Annotated in this window: 17 protein-coding genes; 15 read left to right on the top strand and 2 right to left on the bottom strand. The window is 73.5% G+C overall.

The window, feature by feature from the left end; genetic code table 11:
• Positions 1 to 202 precede the first annotated feature (202 nt).
• The 15 genes from hrcA to ACW14Y_RS14965 all read left to right on the top strand — a co-directional run bounded on the left by hrcA (position 203) and on the right by ACW14Y_RS14965 (position 14479).
• Complete coding sequence (hrcA, locus tag ACW14Y_RS15035) at positions 203 to 1237, top strand: heat-inducible transcriptional repressor HrcA (protein WP_380309448.1); 1035 nt, start codon at positions 203 to 205, stop codon at positions 1235 to 1237.
• 75 nt (positions 1238 to 1312) lie between these two features.
• Positions 1313 to 2452: a molecular chaperone DnaJ gene (dnaJ, locus tag ACW14Y_RS15030; protein ID WP_266269346.1), complete on the top strand. Its 1140-nt coding sequence runs from the start codon at positions 1313 to 1315 to the stop codon at positions 2450 to 2452.
• Between the two features lie 81 nt (positions 2453 to 2533).
• Positions 2534 to 3283 carry a 16S rRNA (uracil(1498)-N(3))-methyltransferase gene (locus ACW14Y_RS15025; protein WP_380309450.1) on the top strand — a complete coding sequence of 250 codons (750 nt, stop codon included), beginning with the start codon at positions 2534 to 2536 and terminating at the stop codon, positions 3281 to 3283.
• Positions 3284 to 3360: 77 nt separating this feature from the next.
• Entirely contained in the window at positions 3361 to 6603 is a 3243-nt protein-coding gene (locus tag ACW14Y_RS15020; RefSeq protein ID WP_456987130.1) for a S41 family peptidase, read from the top strand.
• A 145-nt stretch (positions 6604 to 6748) separates the two neighbouring features.
• On the top strand, positions 6749 to 7102 hold the full coding sequence (locus ACW14Y_RS15015; protein WP_266311090.1) for a histidine triad nucleotide-binding protein: 354 nt from the start codon (positions 6749 to 6751) through the stop codon (positions 7100 to 7102).
• 3 nt (positions 7103 to 7105) lie between these two features.
• Complete coding sequence (locus tag ACW14Y_RS15010; RefSeq protein ID WP_045938459.1) at positions 7106 to 8026, top strand: ribonuclease Z; 921 nt, start codon at positions 7106 to 7108, stop codon at positions 8024 to 8026.
• Between the two features lie 294 nt (positions 8027 to 8320).
• Entirely contained in the window at positions 8321 to 9343 is a 1023-nt protein-coding gene (locus ACW14Y_RS15005) for a PhoH family protein (RefSeq protein ID WP_380300679.1), read from the top strand.
• A 14-nt stretch (positions 9344 to 9357) separates the two neighbouring features.
• Positions 9358 to 9852 carry an rRNA maturation RNase YbeY gene (ybeY, locus tag ACW14Y_RS15000; protein WP_030395777.1) on the top strand — a complete coding sequence of 165 codons (495 nt, stop codon included), beginning with the start codon at positions 9358 to 9360 and terminating at the stop codon, positions 9850 to 9852.
• Positions 9853 to 9871: 19 nt separating this feature from the next.
• On the top strand, positions 9872 to 11197 hold the full coding sequence (locus ACW14Y_RS14995) for a hemolysin family protein (protein ID WP_456987127.1): 1326 nt from the start codon (positions 9872 to 9874) through the stop codon (positions 11195 to 11197).
• Between the two features lie 32 nt (positions 11198 to 11229).
• Positions 11230 to 11466, top strand: a complete 237-nt coding sequence (locus ACW14Y_RS14990; protein ID WP_380300595.1) for a hypothetical protein — start codon at positions 11230 to 11232, stop codon at positions 11464 to 11466.
• Between the two features lie 56 nt (positions 11467 to 11522).
• Positions 11523 to 12062 (top strand): DUF4383 domain-containing protein, encoded by a 540-nt coding sequence (locus ACW14Y_RS14985; RefSeq protein WP_380300597.1) that lies wholly within the window; start codon positions 11523 to 11525, stop codon positions 12060 to 12062.
• Positions 12063 to 12095: 33 nt separating this feature from the next.
• Positions 12096 to 12449 (top strand): cytidine deaminase, encoded by a 354-nt coding sequence (locus tag ACW14Y_RS14980; protein ID WP_380300599.1) that lies wholly within the window; start codon positions 12096 to 12098, stop codon positions 12447 to 12449.
• Between the two features lie 126 nt (positions 12450 to 12575).
• Positions 12576 to 12734, top strand: coding sequence for a hypothetical protein (locus tag ACW14Y_RS14975; RefSeq protein ID WP_266269334.1), 159 nt, complete (start codon positions 12576 to 12578; stop codon positions 12732 to 12734).
• A gap of 55 nt (positions 12735 to 12789) precedes the next feature.
• Positions 12790 to 13719 carry a GTPase Era gene (gene era / locus ACW14Y_RS14970; RefSeq protein WP_380300602.1) on the top strand — a complete coding sequence of 310 codons (930 nt, stop codon included), beginning with the start codon at positions 12790 to 12792 and terminating at the stop codon, positions 13717 to 13719.
• A 46-nt stretch (positions 13720 to 13765) separates the two neighbouring features.
• Positions 13766 to 14479 (top strand): alpha/beta fold hydrolase, encoded by a 714-nt coding sequence (locus tag ACW14Y_RS14965; protein WP_380300604.1) that lies wholly within the window; start codon positions 13766 to 13768, stop codon positions 14477 to 14479.
• Between the two features lie 138 nt (positions 14480 to 14617).
• Here ACW14Y_RS14965 and ACW14Y_RS14960 read toward each other — a convergent pair whose 3' ends face one another.
• Together ACW14Y_RS14960 and ACW14Y_RS14955 are read right to left on the bottom strand one after the other, a co-directional pair.
• Positions 14618 to 14884 (bottom strand): protealysin inhibitor emfourin, encoded by a 267-nt coding sequence (locus ACW14Y_RS14960; RefSeq protein ID WP_030395784.1) that lies wholly within the window; start codon positions 14882 to 14884, stop codon positions 14618 to 14620.
• A 67-nt stretch (positions 14885 to 14951) separates the two neighbouring features.
• On the bottom strand, positions 14952 to 15974 hold the full coding sequence (locus tag ACW14Y_RS14955; protein ID WP_380300606.1) for a M4 family metallopeptidase: 1023 nt from the start codon (positions 15972 to 15974) through the stop codon (positions 14952 to 14954).
• Positions 15975 to 16268: the final 294 nt, after the last annotated feature.

Genomic DNA, 16268 nt, shown 5'->3' with positions numbered 1-16268 from the left:
GGGGACTGCGGGCAGGATCACCCCGGCCGGGCCGTTCCTGCCGTCGGACCCGGGCCTTACACTGGCAGGTACGGTTCTGGCACTCGTGTGTTCAGAGTGCCAAGGCCGGGCCCCGCGGGGTCGGACCGGACAGCTCGAACACGGACACATGCCACGACGGTGTGTCACAACGGACAACGCGTGAAGACGGAGGTGCGTGCCCATGGCCGGTGAGGTCCGCCAGCTCGACGACCGCAAACTCGCGGTGCTTCGCGCGATCGTCCAGGACTACGTGGGGACGGAGGAGCCGGTCGGCTCCAAGGCCCTGGTCGAACGGCACAACCTCGGGGTCTCCCCGGCCACCGTCCGCAACGACATGGCGGCGCTGGAGGAGGAGGGGTACATCCACCAGCCGCACACCAGCGCCGGGCGGATCCCCACCGACAAGGGCTACCGGCTGTTCGTCGACAAGCTGGCCGAGGTCAAGCCGATGAGCGCGCCCGAGCGGCGGGCGATCCGGCACTTCCTCGACGGCGCGGTGGACCTCGACGACGTGGTCGCCCGCACGGTGCGGCTGCTCGCGCAGCTGACCCGCCAGGTCGCGGTGGTGCAGTACCCCTCGCTGAGCCGTTCCACGGTCCGGCACATCGAGCTGGTCGCGCTGGCCCCGGCCAAGGTGATGCTGGTGCTGATCATGAACACCGGCCGCGTCGAGCAGCGACTGGTGGACTGCCCGGGTACGGTCGGCGAGACCGTGCTGGCGGACCTCCGGGGCCGGATCAACGCCCGGGCCGCCGGACAGCGGCTCCCGGACGTCCCGGGGCTGCTGGAGGAACTGCCCGGGCAGTTCGAGGCGGTCGACCGGCCGACCGTGTCGACGGTGCTGGCGACGCTCTTCGAGACCCTCGCCGAGCAGCGCGAGGAGCGGATCATGCTGGCCGGCACGGCCAACCTGACCCGCTTCGGCCACGACTTCCCGCTGACCATCCAGCCCGTGCTGGAGGCGCTGGAGGAGCAGGTCGTCCTGCTCCGCCTCCTGGGTGAGACCGCGGACGCCGGGATGACGGTCCGGATCGGGCGGGAGAACGCCTACGAAGGGCTGAATTCCACCTCGGTCGTCTCGGTCGGTTACGGTTCGGGCGACGAGAGCGTGGCCAAACTGGGGGTGATCGGTCCGACCCGGATGGACTACCCGGGCACAATGGGGGCGGTGCGAGCGGTGGCACGGTACGTGGGCCAGATTCTGGCCGAGTCGTAGGAACGGTCGTCGTCGGACAGCTGACGGCGCCCTAAGTCGCAAGCACTCACACAGGCGGAACAAGCGGAGCATTTGGTGGCCACGGACTACTACGCGGTACTCGGCGTCCGACGGGATGCGGGGCAGGACGAGATCAAGAAGGCGTTCCGGCGCCTGGCACGCGAACTGCACCCGGACGTCAACCCGGACCCGAAGACGCAGGAGCGGTTCAAGGAGATCAACGCCGCCTACGAGGTGCTCTCCGACCCGCAGAAGCGCCAGGTCTACGACCTCGGCGGCGACCCGCTCTCGCCGAACGGCGGAGCCGGTGCGGGCTTCGGTGCGGGCGCGGCGGGCTTCGGCTTCTCCGACATCATGGACGCCTTCTTCGGCGCCGCCTCCGGCCAGCGCGGACCGCGCTCCCGGACCAGGCGCGGCCAGGACGCCATGATCCGGCTGGAGATCACCCTGGAGGAGGCCGCGTTCGGCACCACCAAGGAACTCCAGGTCGACACCGCCGTCACCTGCACCACCTGCAGCGGCGAGGGCGCCGCGCCCGGCACCTCCGCGCAGACCTGCGACATGTGCCGCGGCAAGGGCGAGGTCTCCCAGGTCACCCGGTCCTTCCTGGGCCAGGTCATGACCTCGCGGCCCTGCCCGCAGTGCCAGGGCTTCGGCACCGTCGTGCCGACCCCGTGCCCGGAGTGCGCCGGCGACGGCCGGGTCCGCGCCCGCCGCACCCTGACCGTCAAGATCCCGGCCGGGGTCGACAACGGCACCCGGATCCAGCTGGCCGGCGAGGGCGAGGTCGGCCCCGGCGGCGGCCCGGCCGGCGACCTCTACGTCGAGATCGCCGAGACCGCCCACCCGACCTTCCAGCGGCGCGGCGACGACCTGCACTGCACGGTCACCATCCCGATGACGGCGGCCTCGCTCGGCACCCAGGTGCCGCTGCAGACCCTGGACGGGATCGAGGAGGTCGACATCCGGCCCGGCACCCAGTCCGGCCAGTCGATCCCGCTGCACGGCCGGGGCATCACCCACCTGCGCGGCGGCGGCCGGGGCGACCTGATAGTGCATGTCGAGGTGCAGACGCCCACCAAGCTCGACCCCGAGCAGGAGGAGCTGCTGCGCCGCCTGGCGGTGCTGCGCGGCGAGGAGCGGCCCTCCGGCCAGTTCGCGCCCGGGCAGCAGGGGCTGTTCTCCCGGCTGAAGGACGCCTTCAACGGCCGGTAGCCGTCCCGCGCGGGGGTGCCGAGGCTTCCTCGGCACCCCTTTCGCGTTCCCGTTCCCGTCCCCACCCCGGAGGTTCCCCGCATGACCGCGCCCGTCTTCGTCGTCGACACCGAGCGGATCGCCGCCGCCGCGCCGGGCGCGACGGTGCGCCTGGACGGGCCGGAGGGCCGGCACGCCGCCGCGGTGAAGCGGCTGGAGCCGGGCGAGGCGGTCACCCTGGCCGACGGGCTCGGCCTCGGCGTGGACGGCACCGTCGCGGCGGTGCACGGCAAGGACGCGATCGAGGTGACGGTGACGGCGGTGCGCCGCGAGCCGGAGCCGGCGCCGCGGATCGTCGTCGTCCAGGCCCTGCCCAAGGGCGACCGGGGCGAGCTGGCGGTGGAGACCATGACCGAGGTCGGCGTGGACGTGGTGATCCCCTGGGCCGCGTCGCGCTGCATCACCCAGTGGAAGGGCGAGCGCGGCGCCAAGGCGCTCGCCAAGTGGCGGGCCACCGCCCGGGAGGCCGGCAAGCAGTCCCGGCGGCTGCGCTTCCCCGAGGTCCGCGAGGCGATGACCACCCGGCAGCTGGCCCCGGTACTGGCCGCCGCCGCGTTCGCCGCCGTGCTGCACGAGGAGGGCGCCGAACCGCTGGCCGCCGCCGCCCTGCCGACGGGCGGGGACCTGGTGCTGGTGGTCGGCCCGGAGGGCGGCGTCTCCCCGGAGGAGCTGGCCGCCTTCGCCGAGGCCGGCGCGAGGCCGTACCGGCTCGGCCCCTCGGTGCTGCGCACCTCCACGGCCGGCGTCGCGGCCGGCGCGCTGCTGCTGGGCCGCACCGGCCGCTGGGCCTGACACCGGCGTCCCCCGTGGGGGTTCGCGGACCGCGAACGGCGGGCGCGCCGCGCCCCCGGCTGCCTAGGGTGGCGACCGTGAGCGAACCCGAGAGCACCCCCGAGGGCGCCTACCTGCGCCACCCGCACCTGCACGGCGACCTGATCACCTTCGTGGCCGAGAACGACGTGTGGCTCGCCCCGCTGGAGGGCGGCCGGGCCTGGCGGCTGACCGCCGACCACCGCCCGGTCCGCAGACCGATGTTCTCCCCGGACGGCCGCCACGTCGCCTTCACCTCCGCCCGGGACGGCGCCCCCGAGGTGCACGTGGCCCCGGTGGACGGCGGGCCGTCCCGGCGGCTGACCCACTGGGGCGACGCGCAGACCCAGCTGCGCGGCTGGACCGCCGACGGCCGGCCGATCGCCACCACCGCCACCGGGCAGGCCTCGCTGCGCCGCACCTGGGCGCGGGCGGTGCCGCTGGACGGCGGCGAGGCGGCCCGGCTGCCGTACGGCCCGGTCGGCGGGCTGGCCTTCGAGCCCGGCGGCGACCGGGTGCTGCTGGTCTCCGCCTACGCGACCGAGCCGGCCTGGTGGAAGCGCTACCGGGGCGGGCGGACCGGTCGGCTGTGGATCGGCGCCGACCGCTTCGAGCGCGTCCACGAGGAGCTGGCCGGGCACATCGAGTCGCCGCTGTGGGTGGGCGGCCGGATCGCCTTCCTCTCCGACCACGAGGGCGTCGGCGCGCTGTACTCCAGCCTCCCGGACGGCTCCGACCTGCGCCGGCACGGCCTCTCGCCGGAGGGCTTCTACGCCCGCACCGCCACCACCGACGGGAGCCGGGTGGTCTGGCACAGCGCCGGCGACCTGTGGCTGCTGGAGGACCTCGACGGCGCCGAACCGCGCCGCCTGGACGTCCGCCCGGCCGGCCCGCGCACCGGCCGCCGCCCCCGCCCGGTGTCCGCCGCGCACTGGCTGGAGGGCGTCGCCCCGGACCGCACCGGGCGGGCCGGGGCCGTGGTGGTGCGCGGCTCCGTGCACTGGCTGACCCACCGGGAGGGCCCGGCCCGGGTGCTGGACGAGACGCCGGGCGTGCGCGGCCGGCTGGCCCGGGTGGTGCCGGGACCGGTCGGCGAGGACGCCGCGCAGGGCGTGGTCTGGGTGACCGACGCCGAGGGCGAGGACGCGATCGAGTACGCGCCCGCGGTGCTCGGCACCGAGCGCCGCCGGCTGGCCGCCGGGCAGCTGGGCCGGGTCCGCTCGCTGCTGGTCTCCCCGGACGGCAAGCAGCTGGCGGTCGGCGCGCACGACGGCCGGGTGCTGCTGGTCGGCCTGGCCGACGGCGCCGTGCACGAGCTGGCGCACAGCACCGACGGCGAGGTCAGCGGGCTGGCGTTCAGCCCGGACTCGGCCTGGCTGGCCTGGTCGCAGCCGACCCTCGGGGCGTGGTCGCTGCGCCAGATCGTGCTGGCCAACCTGGCCACCCGGACGGTCTCCGAGGCGACCCCGCAGCGGTTCGTCGACACCTCCCCGGCGTTCACCGCCGACGGCCGGCACCTGGCGTTCCTCTCGGTCCGCAGCTTCGACCCGGTGTACGACTCGCACGTCTTCGACCTGTCGTTCCCCAACGGCTGCCGCCCGTACCTGATCACGCTGGCCGCCGACACGCCGTCGCCGTTCGGGCCGCGCCGCGCGGGCCGCCCGGCCGGCGGGGAGGAGGACGAGCCGAAGGGCCGCCGGGCGGACGGCGAGGAGGGCGCGGCCGACGCGCCGCCGGCGACCCGGGTCGACCTGGACGGCATCGCCGACCGGATCGTGCCGTTCCCGGTGGAGGGCGGCCGGTTCGGCGTCCTGCGGGCCGCCAGGGACGGCGTGCTGTGGACCAGGCTCCCGCTGGTCGGCGAGCTGGGCGACGAGGCCGCCTCGCTGGAGGACGAGCGCCCGAGGCCGACGCTGGAGCGATTCGACTTCCGCAAGCGCCGGGCGGAGCAGCTGGTGGACGGCCTGGACGCGTTCGCGGTGAGCGGGGACGGCACCCGGCTCGCGGTGCTGGACGAGGGCGAGCTGCGGATCGTGCCCGCCGACCACAAGGCGTCCGGCGAGGACGACGAGATCGACGTCGACCTGGACCGGCTGCGGGTGACGGTCGACCCGGCGGCCGAGTGGCGGCAGATGTACGACGAGAACGGCCGGCTGATGCGGGACAACTTCTGGCGTCCCGACCTCGGCGGGGTGGACTGGGCCGGGGTGCTGGCCCGCTACCGCCCGCTGGTGGAGCGGCTCGGTTCGCACGACGACCTGGTGGACCTGCTCTGGGAGGTGCACGGCGAGCTGGGCACCTCGCACGCGTACGTGGTGGCGCACGGGGTGCACACCGAGCCGGCCCGCCGGCAGGGCCTGCTGGGCGCGGACCTGGTCCGGGACGGCGAGGTGTGGCGGGTCGCGCGGATCCTGCCGGGGGAGTCCTCCGACCCCCGGGCGCACTCGCCGCTGGCCGCCCCGGGCGCGGCGGTCCGCCCCGGGGACGCGCTGCTGGCGGTCAACGGCCGCCCGGTGGACCCGGTGACCGGTCCGGCGCCGCTGCTGGCCGGCACCGCCGGGCAGCCGGTCGAGCTGACGGTGGTCAGCAAGGACGGCACCGACCAGCGGCACCCGGTGGTCGTGCCGCTCGCCGACGACGAGGCGCTGCGCTACCACGACTGGGTGGCCGGGCGGCGGGCCGCCGTCCGGGAGCTGTCGGACGGCCGGCTGGGCTATCTGCACATCCCCGACATGCAGACCACCGGCTGGGCGCAGATCCACCGCGACCTGCGGTCGGAGATGGCCAGGGAGGGCGTGGTCGTCGACATCCGGGGCAACCGGGGCGGCCACACCTCGCAGCTGGTGGTGGAGAAGCTGGCGCGGCGGATCGTCGGCTGGGGCGTGGGCCGGGACGTCGCCAATCCCGCGCCGTACCCGGAGGACGCGCCGCGCGGTCCGGTCGTCGCCCTGGCGGACGAGTACTCGGGCTCGGACGGCGACATCGTCAACGCGGCGATCCAGGCGCTGGGGATCGGCCCGGTGGTCGGCACCCGCACCTGGGGCGGGGTGATCGGCATCGACAGCCGCTACTCGCTGGTGGACGGGACCCTGGTGACCCAGCCCAAGTACGCGTTCTGGTCGGAGCGGCTCGGCTGGGGCCTGGAGAACCACGGGGTGGACCCCGACGTGGAGGTGCCGTTCCCGCCGCACGCCTGGGCGGCGGGGGAGGACCCGCAGCTCGCCGAGGGGGTGCGGATCGCGCTGGCGGCGCTCGCGGAGCGGCCGGCGAAGACCCCGCCGGCGCTGCCCTGGGAGCACTAGGGGTGGTCCGACGGCGGCGGGAGGCCGGGCCCCGGTCCGGCCTCCCGCCCCGGTGCTGCCGCCTGGCGTGATCCGAAAGAGAGGGCCTAGCATGCCGCCGTACGGTCCCACCGGACCGGCACCAGCATCCCGCGAGGAGATCCCGATGGCCGGCGAGCCGCAGCCCGACTGCCTGTTCTGCAAGATCGTGGCGGGTGAGATCCCGGCCACCGTGGTCCGCAAGACCGACCGGACCCTCGCCTTCCGCGACATCGCCCCGAAGGCCCCGGTGCACGTCCTGGTGATCCCGCACGCCCACTACCCGAACGCGGCCGCGCTGGCCGACGCGGAGCCCGACATCGCCGGCGAGCTGCTCGCCGAGGCGGGCCGGGTCGCCGCGGACGAGGGCGTCGAGGACTACCGGCTGATCTTCAACACCGGCGCCGGCGCGGGCCAGACCGTCTTCCACGCCCACGTCCACGTGCTGGGCGGCACCTCCATGACCGAGCGCATGGTCTGAGGGGTGTCGCAGCGCGAACTGGTCGTCCTCGGGACCGCCAGCCAGGTCCCGACCCGGCACCGCAACCACAACGGCTACCTGCTGCGCTGGGACGGCGAGGGCCTGCTGTTCGACCCCGGTGAGGGGACCCAGCGGCAGATGCTGCGGGCCGGGGTCTCGGCCACCCAGCTCACCCGGATCGCCGTCACCCACTTCCACGGCGACCACAGCCTGGGCCTGGCCGGGGTGATCCAGCGGATCAACCTGGACCGGGTCCCGCACCCGGTGGACGTCTACTTCCCGGCCTCCGGCGAGGTGTACTTCGAGCGGCTGCGGCACGCCACCGCCTTCCACGAGACGGCCGTGCTGCGGCCCCGTCCGATCGAGGAGCCGGGCCCGCTGCCCGCGCCCGGCGCCCGCTTCGCGCTGGAGGCGGTCCGGCTCTCGCACCCGGTCGAGTCCTTCGGCTACCGGCTGAGCGAGCCGGACGGCCGCCGGCTGGTGCCCGAACGGCTGGCCGCCCTGGGCATCGCCGGCCCCGACACCGGCCGGCTCCAGCACCAGGGCGCGATCGAGGTGGACGGCCGGCGGGTCACCCTGGAGGAGGTCAGCGAGCCCCGGCCCGGGCAGCGGTTCGCCTTCGTCATGGACACCCGGCTCTGCGAGGGCGTGTACGAGCTCGCCGAGCGCGCCGACCTGCTGGTCGTCGAGGCCACCTTCTCCGACGCGGACGCCGGGCTGGCCGAGGACCACGGCCACCTCACCGCCGGCCAGGCCGCCAAGGTGGCCGCCGAGGCGGGCGTCCGCACCCTGGTGCTGACCCACTTCTCGCAGCGCTACCCCGACCTCGGCCAGCACCTCGCCGACGCCCGCAAGCACTTCGACGGACCGATCGTGCTTGCCGAGGACCTCGCCCGGGTACCAGTACCGCCCCGGCACAAGTGAGGCGCCCACCCGTCAGGGCCGCGGTGAACAGCCGGGAAAACCGCTCGCGCCGCCCGGCGTTCTGCCGCAGCATCGTCGGGTGCGGCCCCGCCGCCCGCCGCGTCGATCATCCGCGCGGCGTACCCTGGTGCCCCGGAGAGACCGAGCGGCACACGAGACACGGATGGGATGAGGCAGGCCCAGCGCCGACCTATGAGTGACACATCGCAGACCCGTTCCAACGGACAGCCGCGCCCCGAACCGGCCGAGGACGGCCGTGTCAGCGCCCGGATCGTCATCCCCGAGAAGCATCCGATGGTCACCCTGCTCGGTGCCGCCGACTCGCTGCTGCGAGTGATCGAGCAGGGCTTCCCCGCCGCCGACATCCACGTCCGGGGCAACGAGGTGACCGCGACCGGCGAGCGCGCCGAGGTCGCCCTCGTCAAGCAGCTGTTCAGCGAGCTGATGCTGGTGCTGCGCACCGGCCAACCCCTCACGGAGGACTCCGTGGAGCGTTCCATCGCCATGCTCCGCAGCGGCGTCGACGACCCGGACAGCCCGGTGCCGTCGAAGGTCTTCACCGCGAACATCCTGTCCAACCGGGGCCGGACCATCCGTCCGAAGACCCTCAACCAGCAGCGCTACGTCGACGCCATCGACAAGCACACGATCGTCTTCGGCCTCGGCCCGGCCGGCACCGGCAAGACCTACCTCGCGATGGCCAAGGCCGTCCAGGCCCTCCAGGCCAAGGAGGTCAACCGGATCATCCTGACCCGTCCGGCCGTCGAGGCGGGCGAGCGGCTCGGATTCCTGCCCGGGACCCTCTACGAGAAGATCGACCCGTACCTGCGGCCGCTGTACGACGCGCTGCACGACATGATGGACCCCGACTCCATCCCGCGGCTGATGGCCGCCGGGACGATCGAGGTCGCGCCGCTCGCCTACATGCGCGGCCGCACCCTCAACGACGCCTTCATCATCCTGGACGAGGCCCAGAACACCTCGCCCGAGCAGATGAAGATGTTCCTCACCCGCCTCGGGTTCAACTCCCGGGTGGTCGTCACCGGCGACACCAGCCAGATCGACCTCCCGGGCGGCACCCGCAGCGGCCTCAAGGTCGTCCAGGAGATCCTGGTCGACGTGCCCGACATCCACTTCTCCGTCCTCACCAGCACCGACGTGGTCCGCCACAAGCTGGTCGGCCGGATCGTGGACGCGTACGAGCGCTGGGACGCCCTCCAGGAGGCCCAGGAGACCGAGGAGCGACGCACCCCGGTCAAGGCCGCCCAGCGGCGCGGCTCACGCGCACCCCGACAGTCCCATCGCACCGAAAGCTGAGTAACCAGCCCGTCATGTCGATCGACATCGCCAATGAGTCCGGCTGGGACGTCGACGAGGAGTCCGTCCTCGCCGTCGCCCGCTACGCCCTGGACAAGATGCGGATCCACCCGCAGTCCGAACTGTCCGTGATCCTCGTGGACGGGGCGGCGATGGAGGAGCTGCACATCCAGTGGATGGACCTCCCGGGTCCCACGGACGTGATGTCCTTCCCCATGGACGAGCTGCGCCCCGGCAAGGAGGGCGAGGAGCTGCCGCAGGGCCTGCTCGGCGACATCGTGCTCTGCCCCGAGGTCGCCGAGCAGCAGGGCAAGGCGGCCCCGTCCAAGCACTCGATGGACGAGGAGCTGCAGCTGCTCACCGTGCACGGTGTGCTGCACGTGCTCGGCTACGACCACGAGGAGCCGGACGAGGAGGAGGAGATGTTCGGCCTCCAGAAGGCGATCCTCGACGGCTGGCGGGCCGAGCGGGGCCTCGGCGGCATCTCCCCGGCCCCCACCACCCACTGAGCGCGGAGCCCGAACCCCTGTGAGTGGTGAAAGTACGAGCTTCATCCTCGGCGCGGTCGCGCTGGTCGTGCTCGGCTGGCTGGCCGCGTGCGCCGAGGCGGGCATCTCCCGGGTGTCCCGGTTCCGGGCCGAGGAGGCGGTCCGGTCCGGCCGCAGGGGCTCGGCCCGGCTGCTGGCGCTGGCCTCCGACCCGATCCGCTACCTCAACCTGGCCACCCTGATCCGGGTGGCCAGCGAGATGGCGGCGGCGGTGCTGGTCACCGTGGTGTGCGTGCGCAACATCGACACGACCTGGCAGGCCGTGCTGCTGGCGTTCGGCGTGATGGTGCTGGTGTCCTTCGTGGCGGTGGGGGTCTCCCCGCGCACGATCGGCCGCCAGCACCCCCTCACCACCGCCACCGCGGCCTCCTTCGTGCTGCTGCCGCTGGCCCGGATCCTCGGCCCGATCCCGCGGCTGCTGATCCTGCTCGGCAACGCCCTCACGCCCGGCAAGGGCTACCGGGAGGGTCCGTTCGCCTCCGAGGCGGAGCTGCGGGCGCTGGTCGACCTGGCCGAGAAGAACGACGTCATCGAGGACGAGGAGCGCCGGATGGTGCACTCCGTCTTCGAGCTGGGCGACACCATCGTCCGCGAGGTGATGGTGCCGCGCACCGACCTGGTGATGATCGAGCGGCACAAGACCGTCCGCCAGGCGCTGACCCTGGCGCTGCGCTCGGGCTTCTCGCGGATCCCGGTGGTCGGCGACAACGAGGACGACGTGGTCGGCATCGTCTACCTCAAGGACCTGGTGCGCCGCACCCACATCAACCGGGACTCCGAGTCGGACGAGGTCGGCGCCGTGATGCGCCCGGCGGTGTTCGTCCCGGACTCCAAGCCCGCCACCGACCTGCTGCGCGAGATGCAGCAGATGCGCTCGCACGTGGCGATCGTGATCGACGAGTACGGCGGCACGGCCGGCCTGGTCACCATCGAGGACATCCTGGAGGAGATCGTCGGCGAGATCACCGACGAGTACGACCGGGAGATCGCCCCGGTGGAGGACCTCGGGGACGGCTCCTACCGGATCACCGCCCGGCTGCTGGTCGAGGACCTGGGCGAGCTGTTCGGGATCGAGCTGGAGGACGAGGACGTCGAGACGGTCGGCGGCCTGCTGGCCAAGCACCTGGGCCGGGTCCCGATCCCCGGCTCCTCCTGCGCGATCCCGCTCCCCGAGGAGGTCCCGGGCGGCCTGACCGCCATCCGCCTCACCGCCGAGAGCTCCGCCGGCCGCCGCAACCGCATCGGCTCCGTCGTCGCCGCCCCGGTGCGGACGGCGGAGGACCCGGCCCACGGGGCCGACGAGTAGCGTTCGGGTACGTCCGGAGCGACGATGGGGGCATGAGTCACCAACTTCGCGCGGAGTACGGCCCGCAGGGGGCGGCGGGCGGGGTGAAGGTCTGGCACGTGGTGCGGGAGGGGGATCCGGCCGTGGCGTTGTGCGGCCGGAGCATGCCCGCCGACGTGGAGACCCGGTCGGACCGGGAGTGGGGGACCGGGCTCCGGTGCTGTCAGCAGTGCGGTTCGCTGTACATGCACGAGGTGCCGCACATGCAGGGGAGCCACCCCTACAGCTAGGCGGGCCCGGGCCCGACAAGAAACAGCCAGGCGCTACGACCGTGTCGGAGGTCGCCATGAAGCTGCAGGACGAATTGCCCGTCGACCACAAGCTGGTGCTGGTGTGGCGGATCGGGGCGGGTCTCGGTGGGGTGTTCCTGATCGTGTTCGGCTGCCTGGGGCTGGCCGACCACCCGGGATTCCTGTCCACCGAGGGCAACGACATCGCCGGTATGTCCACCAACGGCGCGCTGAGCGTCCTGTCCATCGTGATGGGCGGGGTGCTGGTGGTCGCCGCGGTCATCGGCGGCAATGTCGCCGCCAACGTGAACATGGCGGTCGGCGTGCTGTTCGTGCTGTCCGGGTTCTACGGGCTGACCGTGCTCGGCCGCTCGGACGCCAACATCCTGAACTTCGGGATCCACAACGTGATCTTCGCCTTCGCCTTCGGCGTGGTGATCACCACCTTCGGGATGTACGGACGGGTCAGCAGCCACCTGCCGCACGACAACCCGTACTGGCGCCAGCGGGCGGCGGACGAGGTGGCGATGCCCAACGGTCCCAAGACCTTCGTGAAGGTGATCCGGCCCGGTCCGCCCAATCCGATCGGCCACTGAGGGCGCCGGCCGGCGGGGCCTATGCTCCTGGGCATGAGTGACATCGTCGAGCTGGACCCCGAAGACAAGAAGATCATCACCCTGGCCCGCTCCGCCCGCGCCCGCAACGGCGTCGCGGAGGGGGCCGCGGTGCGTGACGAGACCGGCCGGACGTACGTGGCCGGGACGGTCGCACTGGAGTCGCTGCGGCTGACCGCGGTCCAGACGGCGGTGGCGATGGCGGTGGCCAGCGGTGCGAAGTCGCTGGAGGCGGCGGCCGTGGTGTCCGAGGCGGAGCAGCCCGCCGAGGCCGATCTGGCGGCCGTGCGGGACCTCGGCGGCGCGGGCACCCCGCTGCTGCTGGCCGGGCCGGACGGGGTGCTGCGGGTCTCCGTCGAGGCGCGCTGAGAGCTCGGAGCGGGGCCGGTGCCCGGGGTTCGCGCCCCGGGCACCCGTGCGTTCGAACCCCCCTGGAATCGACGGATAATCTCACCGGGGACGGGCGGGGAATCCGCACGGTGAGGGGGCTGGGCGATGGGGCCGTACGCGTTCTTCGCGGGACTGCTGCTGGGCGTGATGGGCATGGGCAAGTGGCAGGAGACCGGCTCGCCGTTCTGGCTCTGGGGCTCGGTCTCCTTCCTGCTGATCGTCCTCGGCTGGGGGCTGGGCGCGCTGTTCGGCGGGAAGAAATGACCGGCCCGGACGCCGGTGGCGGTCCCCTCGCGGGTGATCAGGGAGAATGGGGTCCATGAGTGCCCCTTCCTCCTCGTACCGCTCCGGCTTCGCGTGTTTCGTCGGCCGGCCCAACGCGGGCAAGTCGACCCTGACCAACGCTCTGGTGGGGACGAAGGTCGCGATCACCTCCGACCGCCCGCAGACCACCCGGCACACCGTCCGCGGCATCGTGCACCGCCCGGACGCCCAGCTCGTGCTGGTCGACACCCCCGGCCTGCACAAGCCGCGCACCCTGCTCGGCGAGCGCCTCAACGACCTGGTCCGCAGCACCTGGGCCGAGGTCGACGTGATCGGCTTCTGCCTGCCCGCCGACCAGAAGCTCGGCCCCGGCGACAAGTTCATCGTCAAGGAACTCGCCGAGATCAAGAAGACCCCCAAGGTCGCCATCGTCACCAAGACCGACCTGGTCGACTCCAAGCGGCTCGCCGAGCAGCTGATCGCCGTCCACCAGCTCGGCGCCGAGCTGGGCATCGAGTGGGCCGAGATCATCCCGGTCTCCGCGGTCGGCGACAAGCAGGTGGAGCTGGTCGCCGAGCTGATCACCAAGCTGCTCCCGGAGGGCATGCCGCTCTACCCGGACGGCGACCTCACCGACGAGCCCGAGCAGATCATGGTGGCCGAGCTGATCCGCGAGGCCGCCCTGGAGGGCGTCCGCGACGAGCTGCCGCACTCGCTGGCCGTCGTGGTCGAGGAGATGCTGCCGCGCGAGGGCCGTCCGGCCGACCGGCCGCTGCTCGACATCCACGCCAACGTGTACATCGAGCGGCAGAGCCAGAAGGCGATCGTCATCGGCGCCAAGGGCGCCCGGCTCAAGCACGTCGGCACCACCGCCCGCAAGCACATCGAGGCGCTGCTCGGCACCCCGGTCTACCTGGACCTGCACGTCAAGGTGGCCAAGGACTGGCAGCGGGACCCGAAGCAACTGCGCAAGCTCGGGTTCTGACCGACGGCGGGTCCGGGTCGACGGCGGTGGCGGCGAGGGGGCGGGGATGAGGCTGAACACGCGTGAGTGGGGCACCGGCGACCGGGTGGCGCTGCTGGTCCACGGGATCATGTCCGACCACCGCAGCTGGCGGTCGGTCGGCCCGGCGCTGGCCGGGCGCGGCTACCGGGTGATCGCGGTCGACCTGCGCGGGCACGGCGCCAGCCCGCGCGGGGAGGGCGCCGCCCCGGAGGACCGCTACGGGCCCGAGCACTACGCCCAGGACCTGGTGGACACCCTGCCGGCGGGCGCGGACCTCGCGATCGGCCACTCCCTCGGCGCCCTGACCCTGCTGCACGCGGTGGACCGGCTCCGGCCGGCCCGGGCCGTCTACTCCGACCCGGCCTGGCGGTTCGTCCGGCCCGGCCTGTTCGACCCGGCCGTGTTCACCCAGTTCAAGGCGGCCACCCGGGAGCAGATCGGCGCGCTCAGCCCGCGCTGGGACGCGGCGGACGTCGAGGTCGAGCTGGCCACCCTCGCGGCCTGGGACCCGGACACCGCGCTCGCCCTCTCCGCCCTCGCGGACCGGGCCGCGCTGCCCGGCGCCCCGGTGGTGCCGTCCCTGGTGCAGCTGGCCGACAACAGCTGGCTGATCGGGCCCGAGGACGCCGCGACGCTGCGCGGCCTGGGCTACGAGGTCCGGACGGTGCCCGGGGCCGGGCACACCATCCACCGGGACGACCTCCCGGGCTTCCTGGCCTCGCTCGACGGCTGGCTGTGACGGCCGCGTTGTGACAGCTGGGGTGTGACGGTCGGCTCGGACGGCCGTGGTGCGAGGGTCGGCTCCGACCGCCGCGGTGCGACGGTCGGTTGCGACGGCCGCGCCGCGACGGCTCGGGTGCGGGCCGGGAGGGGCCGGTCAGGCGCCCTCGCGCAGGACCAGCGAGACCAGCTCCCGCTGGGACTCGGTGAGCTTGGGGTCCGCGCAGTGCACCGTGCGCCCGTCGACGGTGATCGCGTAGTGGTAGCCGTCCGGCACCCCGTAGGAGGGCGCGCGCAACCCGCCCGCGACGGCCTCGCGGGCGAGCGCGTGCACGTGCGGGGCGTCCACCCGCTCGGTGGTGTCGAGCTCAGCGCGGCGGACGTGTCCCGCGAGGCCGCCGGTCCGGGTCACCTGGATACGCATGGTGTCCATGGTGCTACCCAGGGATGGCGTTTGCCGGTGTTTTTCCGGACCTTGACCCAATCGCCACTCAGGTCGGGCTGATGCCGACCTTCGCCCAGGACGCGGTCACCGTGTCCGCGACCTCCGGCTCCGGGTAGCGGGCCTTCGCGGCCGCCACGGTGGCCCGGGCGAAGGCCGTGAAGTCGGCGTCCGCCGGCAGCCGCCGTCCGGTCAGCGCGTCGTACCAGATCTGGCCCGCGCGCTCCCAGGACCGGCCGCCGAGCGCGGTGGCGAGCAGGTAGAAGGCGTGGTTGGGGATGCCCGAGTTGATGTGCACGCCGCCGTTGTCCTGGCCGGTGCGCACGTAGTCGCGCATGTGCGCGGGCTGGGGGTCCTTGCCGAGCCGGGGGTCGTCGTACGCGGTGCCGGGCTCCTTCATCGAGCGCAGCGCCACGCCCTGGACTCCCGGGGCGAGCAGTCCGGCGCCGATCAGCCAGTCCGCCTCGGCGGCGTCCTGGACCAGCGCGTACTGCTTGACCAGGGAGCCGAACACGTCGGAGACCGACTCGTTGAGCGCGCCCGGCTGGTCCCGGTACTCCAGGCCCGCGGTGAACTGGGTGACGCCGTGGGCGAGCTCGTGGCCGATCACGTCGATGCAGGCGGTGAAGTCGCCGAACACCTCGCCGTCGCCGTCGCCGAAGACCATCCGCCGGCCGTCCCAGAAGGCGTTGTCGTAGTCCTGGCCGTAGTGGACGGTGGCGTCCAGGCGCAGCCCCTGGTCGTCGATGGAGTGCCGGCCGTAGACGGCGGAGAACAGGGTCCAGGTCGCGCCGAGGCCGTCGTAGGCGTGGTTGACGGACTGGTCCGGGACGGCGCCGTCGCCCTCCCGGCGGACGGTGCGGCCGGGCAGGCGCTCGCGGTGCGCGGCGTCGGAGATCACCCGCTCCAGCCGGTCGGCGGCGGCCCGGTCCGGCAGGGCGGCGGTGAGCCGCGCGGCCCGGTGCGCGGCGTCGAGGGCGAGGGAGCGGGCGGCGGGCTCGTGACCGTCCTCGGCGAGGCGGTCCAGGACGTACGGCGGAACGATCGCGCAGAGCGTCGGTTCGGCTGTCATGTGGCCCAGGGTGAGGCATTGATGACGTGTTGTCACCGGCGCGGACAGGATTTGCGCGCCGCCCGCGCCGCGCCGTGCGCCGCCGCGGGCCGTCTCAAGGGGTGGGAAGACCGCCCGGGCGGCTTCGGGGTCGCGAGGCGCTGGGTTAGGCTGGATCGCATCATGCGCATCGGGCTGCTTCTTCTTAGCTGCCGCGTCGAGGGCCTGTAGTCCGTCAAGGGCCGGCTTCCCTCGCCGCGGGGACTGTGCTGCGCGCTGATTTCGGACGACCCGGGAACGGGTCGTGAGCGGCAG

The sequence above is a fragment of the Kitasatospora sp. cg17-2 genome, assembly GCF_054031055.1.
The sequence above is the reverse complement of the archived record's forward strand: the minus strand, read 5'-3'. Positions and strand labels throughout refer to the sequence as shown.